At 31.9% G+C, this 9555-nt stretch carries 5 protein-coding genes; all 5 read left to right on the forward strand.

Going from position 1 to position 9555, the window contains the following annotated elements; translation table 11 throughout:
* On the forward strand, positions 1–324 hold a 324-nt coding region (locus ABIK75_07775), incomplete at its 5' end, for a hypothetical protein (protein ID MEO0090985.1).
* 64 nt (positions 325–388) lie between these two features.
* Positions 389–1909 carry an SBBP repeat-containing protein gene (locus tag ABIK75_07780; GenBank protein MEO0090986.1) on the forward strand — a complete coding sequence of 507 codons (1521 nt, stop codon included), beginning with the start codon at positions 389–391 and terminating at the stop codon, positions 1907–1909.
* A gap of 21 nt (positions 1910–1930) precedes the next feature.
* Positions 1931–4909 (forward strand): C25 family cysteine peptidase, encoded by a 2979-nt coding sequence (locus ABIK75_07785; protein ID MEO0090987.1) that lies wholly within the window; start codon positions 1931–1933, stop codon positions 4907–4909.
* Positions 4910–4971: 62 nt separating this feature from the next.
* Positions 4972–6072: a YCF48-related protein gene (locus tag ABIK75_07790; protein ID MEO0090988.1), complete on the forward strand. Its 1101-nt coding sequence runs from the start codon at positions 4972–4974 to the stop codon at positions 6070–6072.
* A 30-nt stretch (positions 6073–6102) separates the two neighbouring features.
* Positions 6103–9417, forward strand: coding sequence for a C25 family cysteine peptidase (locus ABIK75_07795; GenBank protein MEO0090989.1), 3315 nt, complete (start codon positions 6103–6105; stop codon positions 9415–9417).
* Positions 9418–9555: the final 138 nt, after the last annotated feature.

A 9555-nucleotide genomic window follows, 5' to 3' on the forward strand; every position in this document is an offset into this window, starting at 1 on the left:
GAGGTTAAGAAAGAGGAGAATAATAGTGAGAATACCCAAAAGATGCCTAATAAATGTGAAAATAGATTCCCAAATTCGGGTCTTTGTAGGATAGGAGATAGCAAAGAGTTCAAAGAGATTTGTAAAACTTTTGGTGGGACTTCTGATAGCAATAATGGTTCAGATATTAAAAAGAAAGGTTTAACTTTTGATGAGTATCAAGATGAGAAGTGGTGGCGTATAAGGAAGCATTTAAAGGCGATGAGGGAAGTTGGCATTCCGATAGCAAAAGACCTTGTTGATAAGTATCGTCTTAATGAGGTTTTAGAAGGTGATGAGAATTGACATAAGATATAAAATAGTTAAAATTAAAGTGGATACGGCAAATGATTTAAAAAGGAGGTTAAAAATGAAAGTAAATAACTTAAAATTTTTACTTTTATTTTTGCTTTTAACTTTTCTTTCTCTTATTCCTAATCTTTTATTCTCGCAGGTTGATACTGCTTGGGTAAGAAGGTATGATGGAGAAAATGATTTGGATTGGGCTACTGCCATTTTTGTTGATAACAATGGCAATGTCTATGTCACTGGTTGTAGTTGTGATACTCTTACTGATTTGGATTATACGACCTTGAAGTATGATTCAAATGGCAACTTATTATGGGAAAGGAGGTATAATGGTCCAGGAAATGGTGAAGATGTGCCTTATGTTCTTTTCGTTGATAATCAAGGTAATGTCTATGTTACTGGCCGTAGTGATGGTTCTGGCACTTATTATGATTATGCTACTTTGAAATATGATGCGAATGGTAACTTATTATGGGAAAGAAGGTATAATGGTCCAGAAAATAGTTGGGATTGTGCTACTTCCCTTTTTGTTGATAATTATGGCAATGTTTATGTTACTGGTTTTAGTTTTAGTTCTGGCACTTATGAGGATTATGTTACTTTAAAGTATGATGTGAATGGCAACTTATTATGGGAAAGGAGGTATAATGGTCCAGGAAATGGTTATGACGAGGCTAACGCTCTTTTTGTTGATAATTATGGCAATGTCTATGTTACTGGTTTTAGTTATGGTTCTGGTACTTGGTATGACTATGCTACCTTAAAGTATGATGCAAATGGTAACTTATTATGGGAAAGAAGGTATGATACTCCAAGAAATGGTGATGATGGTGCTACTTCTCTTTTTGTTGATAATTTTGGCAATGTCTATGTAACTGGTTATAGTTTAGGTTCTGGCACTTATTATGATTATGCTACTTTGAAATACGATGGGAATGGCAACTTGTTATGGGAAAGAAGGTATAATGGTTTAGGAAATGATAAGGATTATGCTGCTTCTCTTTTTGTTGATAATTTTGGCAATGTCTATGTAACTGGTTATAGTTTAGGTTCTGGCACTTCTTTTGACTATGCGACTTTGAAGTATGATGCAGATGGTAACTTATTATGGGAAAGAAGGTATAATGGGGTAGAAAACGATTCTGATTATGCTACTTCCCTTTTTGTTGATAACGATGGCAATGTCTATGTTACTGGTTTTAGTAAAGGTTCTGGTACTTATTATGATTATGCTACTTTGAAATATGATGCGAATGGCAACTTGTTATGGGAAATTAGGTATAATGGTTCAGGAAATTGGTATGATTCTCCTACCGCTCTTTTTGTTGATAACGATGGCAATGTCTATGTTACTGGTGGTAGTTATGGCTCGAACACCTATTTTGACTATGCGACAATCAAGTATATTCAAAGACCAAGTATAAGCGAAGAGAAAGAAAATAAGATAGAAAAGAAGTTAGCAAAAAAGGGAGATAAAATCTATGATATTTCTGGCAAACTTGTTAAGGAAAAGAAGTTAAAAAAAGGCATCTACTTTAAAGAAACCGAAAAAGAGATGAAAAAGATATTGATTTTAAAATGAAAGGGTGTAAAATTTAATATAGTGGGAAGATTTTTATTTATCCTTTTATCTTTTTTCTCTTTTATAATTGGTGATATAATTAAAGAAGGCTATTTAATAATTGTGCCTGATGAGTTTTATCAGGAGATTCTGCCGCTTGCCCAATGGAAGCGGGAGTTGGGTTATTATGTCTTTGTAAGAAAGAAATCAGAAGTTGGTAATACGAATATCCAAATTAGAGATTATGTAAGAAGTTTTTATGATACCAGTAGTGTTAAATTAAAGTTTTTACTTTTGGGTGGTGCGATAAATAAGATACCGGCTTTTATTATTCAGCAGACGAGTTTGGTTACTGATAATACTTATGGTTGTATTGATAATGATTATATTCCGGAGATTTATGTTGGCAGGTTACCGGCTTCGCAAGCAAGTGAGTTGAGAATAATGGTAGATAAGATTATCTATTATGAAAAAGGTCTTCAACAAGATACCAGTTATTATAAACAGGGTCTGGCTGTAGCAACGACTTATGTTGGTGGTGCTGGCACAAGGGCGGTAAGTGCCTTGGAGACAAAAAGGTGGTGGAGAGATTTACTATTAAATCAAGGCTTTTTAAAGGTAGATACTATCTTTTATGACCTACCACCTTATCCAACAACCGATTCAATAAAGAATGCTATTGAAAGGGGAGTTTTATATATTAATGCTCGTGGTTGGGGAAATTATGAAGGCTGGCATTATCCAAGATTTTATCGGGAAGATGTCTATAATCTAAATAATATAAATAAATTACCAGTTATCTTCTCTTTCTATTGCGGCACAGGAAATTTTAATGCCAATCCTTGTTTAGGTGAAGTATTTTTAAGAGTTGGTAGTCCCAATAATCTTACTGGTGGTGTCTTATTCTTTGGTCCTTCTTATGCGGGAACTTCCACAAGATTTAATAACTGTTTAGATGCTTCAATATTTAGTTATCTCTTTGATAACAAAAACGAAGAGAAAAGGGTTGGTGAAGTTATCTTAAAGGGAAAGATATTATTTCTTAATTCTTTTAATAATCCGAAAGATAGTCAAGAGAAAAGGATTCATTTTGAGACCTATAATATTTTAGGTGACCCAAGTTTAAGGTTATGGCGAAGAGTACCGAAAAATCTATCAGTATCTTTAAATACCAATGCTTTAAGGATTGGTAATAATTATTTAAGAGTTATTGTCAGGGATAATAATCAGCCGATACCAAATGCCCGTGTATCCCTTTTGATTGATTCCTTACCGATTGTTTATAAAACCGATGAGAGTGGCTATGCCTATCTACCAATAAATACGATTAATGAAGGTAATGCCAAACTGACAATAACTTGCCAAGATTATCTTCCTTACTCTTTAAATTTACCAATTTTAACAAATGAAAGAAATTTATCTTTCTATTCTTATCGGATTTCAAATAATTATTTAAATAATCTTTGCTCTTTGTATATCAGTATCAAAAATTATGGTATCCAAGATGAAAATAATGTGAATGTTATAATCTATTCTCTATCTCCTTATTTAACTGTTTTAGATTCAATAAGAAATTATGGGCAAATCAGAAGTGGTGACATAAGAGAAGCAAGTCCCTTTATTTTGAGATTAGATAACATTCCGCAAGAAGATAGTTTATTAATTTTATTAAGAATAAACTCTTCTGATTCCAATTTCTATTCTTTATTTAATATTCCAGTATATTATCCAAATTTTAATTATCTTAGTTATCGTTTTCTTGATGGCAATAATAATATTCCTGAGCCAAACGAAGAAGGTCTTTTATATATTAAAATAAAAAATATTGGCAACTCTTTTGTTAATAATATTACTGGTAGATTGGCAATCAAAAGTACGGCTGGTCTTATTTTAGATTCAATCAGTCAATATGGTGATTTTCAGATTTCTGAAGAGAAAGAAAACCAAACTCCCTATCGTTTAAGAATATTTCCAGATGCCGCAAGAAATCGAAGGCTTGTTTTTATCTTATATCTCTATCAAGAGAATAATCTTTTATGCTCATTAAAATTCAGTTTTAATACTGGTATTATTGATTCCTTTGCCTGTTCTTATCCCAGTTTTTATAATTATTATGCTTATGAAGATATTGACTATTCTTATAATGAAAGACCAGAATTTAATTGGATAGAGATTGACCCAAATTATGGTGGTCGGGGAAGGAAGATTGATTTGAGAAACGATGATTTTAAAGTTATCTCTTTACCAAATAATTTCAATTTCCGATTTTCTTCTGAGCCAATAAGAAAGATAACCGTTTCGGATAATGGTGTCTTGATCTTAGATTCCGTAAGATTTACCGATTTTTATAACTGGTCAATTTATCATCCCTTTGTCTATCAGAAATCCCTATTAATCTTCTGGGACGATTTCCATCCAGATACTTTAGATGCTTCGGGTGTTTATTACTATTATGATACATTAAACAATCGTTTTATTTTAGAGTGGTCAAGGGTGAAACATATTCACGGATTTATCTCACCGCAGATTGGTGAAGAACAGACATTTCAGATTATTTTATATGATATAAATCGTTATCCAACAAGAACTGGTGATGGCATAATACTATTCCAATACTTAGATATTTCTGATGATGATACCTTTCATAACTATTCAACAATTGGGATAAGAGAAAAGGATTATTATGGCTATCAGAGTGGTATCCAGGTAAAATTTGGTCAAGATTACGATATAACTTTTGGCAGAATAAGAGATAATAAGGCAATAAAATTTAGCCCCAATCCACCGGATACCTATACCTTTATCAAAGAAGAAAAATTATTACCGGTTTCTTTTAAGACAATAATGAGAAAAGAGAGATTTTTAAAGGCAATTTATCAAATTAATAAAGATAAAAAAGTATTTCTTTACGATATAACTGGTAAGAGATGTTCGGTTGAGAAAATAAGAAAAGGGATTTATTACTTAGTAATAAAAGAGAAAGATATTTTTTTAAGAAAAAAGATTATTTTATTAGACTAAATATTTTTTGATTTTTGGTATTATTTTTGTAAAATTATTACCCAAAATAAATAGGAGGAAAGATGGTGTTTATACTCTTATTAAGTTTAATTAATTATCCGGTCTATCATGGTGTTGCTTGTGCGAAAGGGACTCCTTATGTTTGGATGTGTGAGAAAGAGAGTGCCTATGTTTACAAATCAATAAATTATGGCAGGAGTTTTTTAGAGCCCCAGAATTTTACCTATCGTTATCTTTTTGATATCTTTGCCTTAGATTCTTTAAACCTTTGGCTTTGTGGTGAAGCAGGTTATATCTGGCATTCTTTGGATGGTGGTGAAAGTTGGTATCCCCAGAATTTTGGTGGCTCAAAATTTGCTACAAGAATCTTCTTCTTAGATGAGAATTATGGTTGGGCAGCCTGTGGTGAAGCGATTATTTTATTAACTACTAATGGTGGTGAAGAATGGCAACAGATTATCTTGCCCAATCCGCCATTTCCCGCAAGAGAAGTAGATTTTTATGGTGTCCATTTTGTTAATGAAAATATCGGTTATCTTTGTGCTGGTAGATATCCTGAAGGAGATAGTTTCTTAAAAGGTCAGGGATATATTGCGAAGACAACCGATGGGGGTTATAATTGGCAACTCCTTTTAAAAGATACGATATATGACTTTTTTGATTTATATTTTTTAGATGAGAATCGAGGATATGTGGTTGGTGGCTGTGATACTAATTTCTCAGCAATTGTTCTTTATACGAGTGATGGTGGTAATAGTTGGCAATATATTAATGTCCCTGGAAACTATTTAAGGGCAATAACAGTAATTAATAACAAGATTTTTGCCTGCGGAATGTTTGGCACAATTATTTATAGTTTAGATGGTATAGATTGGCGACTTGCTCAAACACCACCAGGTTGTTCAACCTTATTTGATATTGATTTTTCTGATTCTCTAAATGGCTGTGCGGTTGGCACAAGATATGTTTTATATACAAATAATGGTGGTAGAAATTGGTATTTTTCTAATATTGGTATTCAAGAGAATAAATCTTTTAATATCAAAAATTTACCAAAGAATAAATATATTTATAATCCCTTGGGACAAAAGGCTAATCTTACTAAAAAGGGAATATATTTCTATTTACAAGATAAAAAGATTGTTAAATTTTTTTCCAAGTGAGAAAAAAATTATACAGATAAGGGAGGTAAAATGAGAAAGATATTACTTATTTTATTTTTTACAATTATTCTTGCTCAGGAAGGTGCTCGATATTTAATTATTACCTATGATGATTTTTATCCTGCTCTAAAAGAACTTGCCAATTGGAAGACAAAAAAAGGAATGCTTTGTAAGATTGTTAAACTATCAGAGATTGGTGGTAATAATGCCACTTTAATTAAAAATTATATAATTAATGCCTATAATAACTGGCCGATAAGACCAGAATATGTTTTATTGGTTGGCTATCCCAACTTATTAACCAGTTATTATGATAATACCTATCGGATTTTTACTGATAACTGGTTTTTTGATGTCAATAATGATAATAAGGCAGATATTCCTTATGGTCGTTTTCCAGCAAGAAATATAAGAGAATGTTCATTGATGGTAAAAAAGACATTAAGTTATGAGAAGTGTCTCACTTATTCCATTGATAGTTTATGGTTAAGAAAAGGTTGTGGAATTGTGAATGAAGGTGGTGATGCTGATGATACTATTTATTGGAACGATATTAGAATTTTTGCTTATTATTGGAGAAATGATTTATATTATTACGATTCATTATCAAGATTAAGGGGAAATAATGCTACTGATGTTATTAACCGAATAAACGAAGGAAGAAACTTTGTTATCTATCGGGGAAGTGGTGTTGGAAATTGGTATACGCCATTTGCAGTCAATCCTTATTCAACAAATAATAATTTAAAACTGCCAATTATTTTATCAATAACCTGTCAGACGATGAGTTTAAATTCCAGTTTAAGTGAAACTACTTATGTTGGTCAAAGGTGGTTATGGGCAGGAAATTATGATGTGCCGAAAGGAGCAGTTGCCTTTTTTGGCAATACCCATTCGGAGTATGTGTCTGTTGCTCGGGTAAGGAGTTGTGGATTAAGGGCATTCATTAAAGAACTATTTATCAATCAAAATAATATTTTAGGAAAATGTTGTCTAAAAGCAAAAGATAGTATGTATCTTTGGAATTTTCCTGATGGTGTTGGTTTCAATCTTTTTGGTGATCCCGAACTTAATATCTATACGAGAACTCCAAAAGTGCTTAATGTTTCTTATCCTACCCATATTGTTCCTGGTAATCAAAACTTTACTGTTTCGGTCTTTCAAGAAGGCAATCCAGTAAGTAATGCCTTGGTTTGTGTTAAAAAAGGTGATAGTATACCTTTTGAGATTTATCGTTATGGCTATACAAATAGTCAAGGTCAGATAACTTTTGAAATTAATCCCCAAACAATAGGAATAGTTGAAGTTACGGTTACTTATAGAAATTCTTTGCCTTATGAAGGGATATGTGAAGTTATTCCTGGTGGTGGTCCTTATCTTGCTTTTGATACCTTAGAAATCTATGATTTTCCACCATTAGGAAATGGTGATAATAAGATAAATCCTGGTGAGACAATTTTATTTAGAGTTGGGATAAGAAATATTGGCAATAGTAATGCCGAAGGAGTAGAAGCGAAATTAAGGACATCTATTTCTGGGGTGGTTATTTTAGATTCTCTCTCTTCTTATGGAAATATTCCAGCAAATGAAAGAAGATTTAATGAGACCAATTTTAAAATATATGTCCAAAGAGATTGCCAAACACCTTCCCTTTCTTTTTCTTTATATCTGCAAGACCGAAATAATAATAATTGGCAGGTTCAATTTAATTCTCTTATCTATAAAGGAAGGATAAGTTTTCTTTCTTATTTAATAAAAGATACTTTACCTTATGGAAATAATAATCAAAGATTAGACCCTGGTGAAGCCGCCTTCTTTTTGGTTAACATAAAAAATGAAGGAAACGCTAATTTAAGAAAGGTTTATTGTCGATTGAAAACCGAAGATACCCTTTTAAGAATAAGTGATTCCTTAGGAAGTTTTGGTGAAGTCTTAGCAAACCAAATAAAGACGAATAACTCTGACCCGATTAGTTTCTATCTATCGCCATTAGTTCTTTCTGGTAGAGATATTCATTTAAAATTATATGTAAAAGGCTATGATTATACTTACGAAATTTCTGATTCCTTTTCAATTGTGATAACTTGTGGTGAACCAAGCACAACCTTGCCAACTGGACCAGATTACTATGGTTATTATCTTTATGACAATACTGATGTTTCTTCGGGTAATGCACCAACTTATAACTGGATAGATATTAGAACAAATGGAACCCCAATACCAGGTGTTTCCGAAGCAAATGATACAACAGTAACTATTCCTTTACCATTTAGATTTAAATTTTATGGAAACTTTTATGATTCAATATCAATTTCTTCTAATGGTTTTCTGGCAATGGGCAGGACGAATTATCGGAGCGGAGGAAATTTATACTTACCTAATAGCCAAATTCCAACAAATATCATTGCGCCCTTTTGGGACGATTTAAGCACCGTAAGAAGAATGCAGCAAAATGATCCGGTGATTTATCAATATTATGATAACAACAACCATATTTTTATTATTGAATTTTACAATCTTTATCACGTAAGTAATACTTCCCAAAGGGAAATATTTGAAGTAATCTTTTATGATCCCAATTATTATCCGACACCAACTGGTGATGGTGAAATTCTCTTTCAATATAATACAGTATCAAATGCTTCAAGTAGTACAATTGGCATCCAGAATAATCTTGGTGAGATTGGTTTAACCTATCTTTTTAACGGTAGTTATCAGCCAACAGCAGCAACAATAATTGCTGGTCGGGCAATAAAGATAAGTACCAAAACACCTTTGGGAAGTTCTTCACCCTTTATCACCTTGGAAAATCTTCATATCAACGATTCTTTAGGAAATAATAACGGAATTATTGAAGTTGGTGAGCCAATATTATTATCAATAACTTTAAGAAATTCTGGTAACGAAACCGGAAATAATTTAAGAGCGATTTTGAAAACCCGAGATAATGACTGTGTAATAAGCGAATCAATTTTTAATATTGGAAATCTATCACCTAACGAAGTAAGAAATAATAATGAAAATCCCTATTTCTTTGTTGTTAACTCTCCTCCGGCTGATACCATCTTAGATTTTACCTTAAAAATTACTGGCGACGGTTATGAAAAAGGAATCTATTTTAGTTTAGGAATCGCTCCCTTTTCTTTTGTTAACGAAGAAACAAAAATTAATCTTTCAATAGTAAAAATGCCAACAGTTCTTAAAACTACTCATTTAGAAAAGATTTATGGTAAAGATATCAAGATTTACGACCATTTAGGAAGAGAGATAAAACAAGAAAAAATAAAGAAAGGGATATATTTTATCAAAAAAGATAGAATAAAAAAGATTATCCTTATTAAATAAAGTAATACCCAATTGATTTTATCACTTCTTATTTCTATAATAATAAATGGAAGAACTCCATCTTACCTTTTCCCAAAAAAGATTTATTAAAGAGACAATAGAAATATTGTCAATCTTCTATCCAGAGATAGAGAGTTT

This window comes from candidate division WOR-3 bacterium (genome assembly GCA_039801725.1).
In the GTDB taxonomy this organism is placed as follows: Bacteria; Hydrothermota; Tepidihabitantia; order Tepidihabitantales; family DTDR01; genus DTDR01.

What these genes read in the sequence shown, in the direction of transcription:
- ABIK75_07790 (MEO0090988.1), top strand. Translation starts at nt 4,972, where the DNA reads ATGGTGTTTATACTCTTATTAAGTTTAATTAATTATCCGGTCTATCAT.
- ABIK75_07780 (MEO0090986.1), top strand. Translation starts at nt 389, where the DNA reads ATGAAAGTAAATAACTTAAAATTTTTACTTTTATTTTTGCTTTTAACT.
- ABIK75_07795 (MEO0090989.1), top strand. Translation starts at nt 6,103, where the DNA reads ATGAGAAAGATATTACTTATTTTATTTTTTACAATTATTCTTGCTCAG.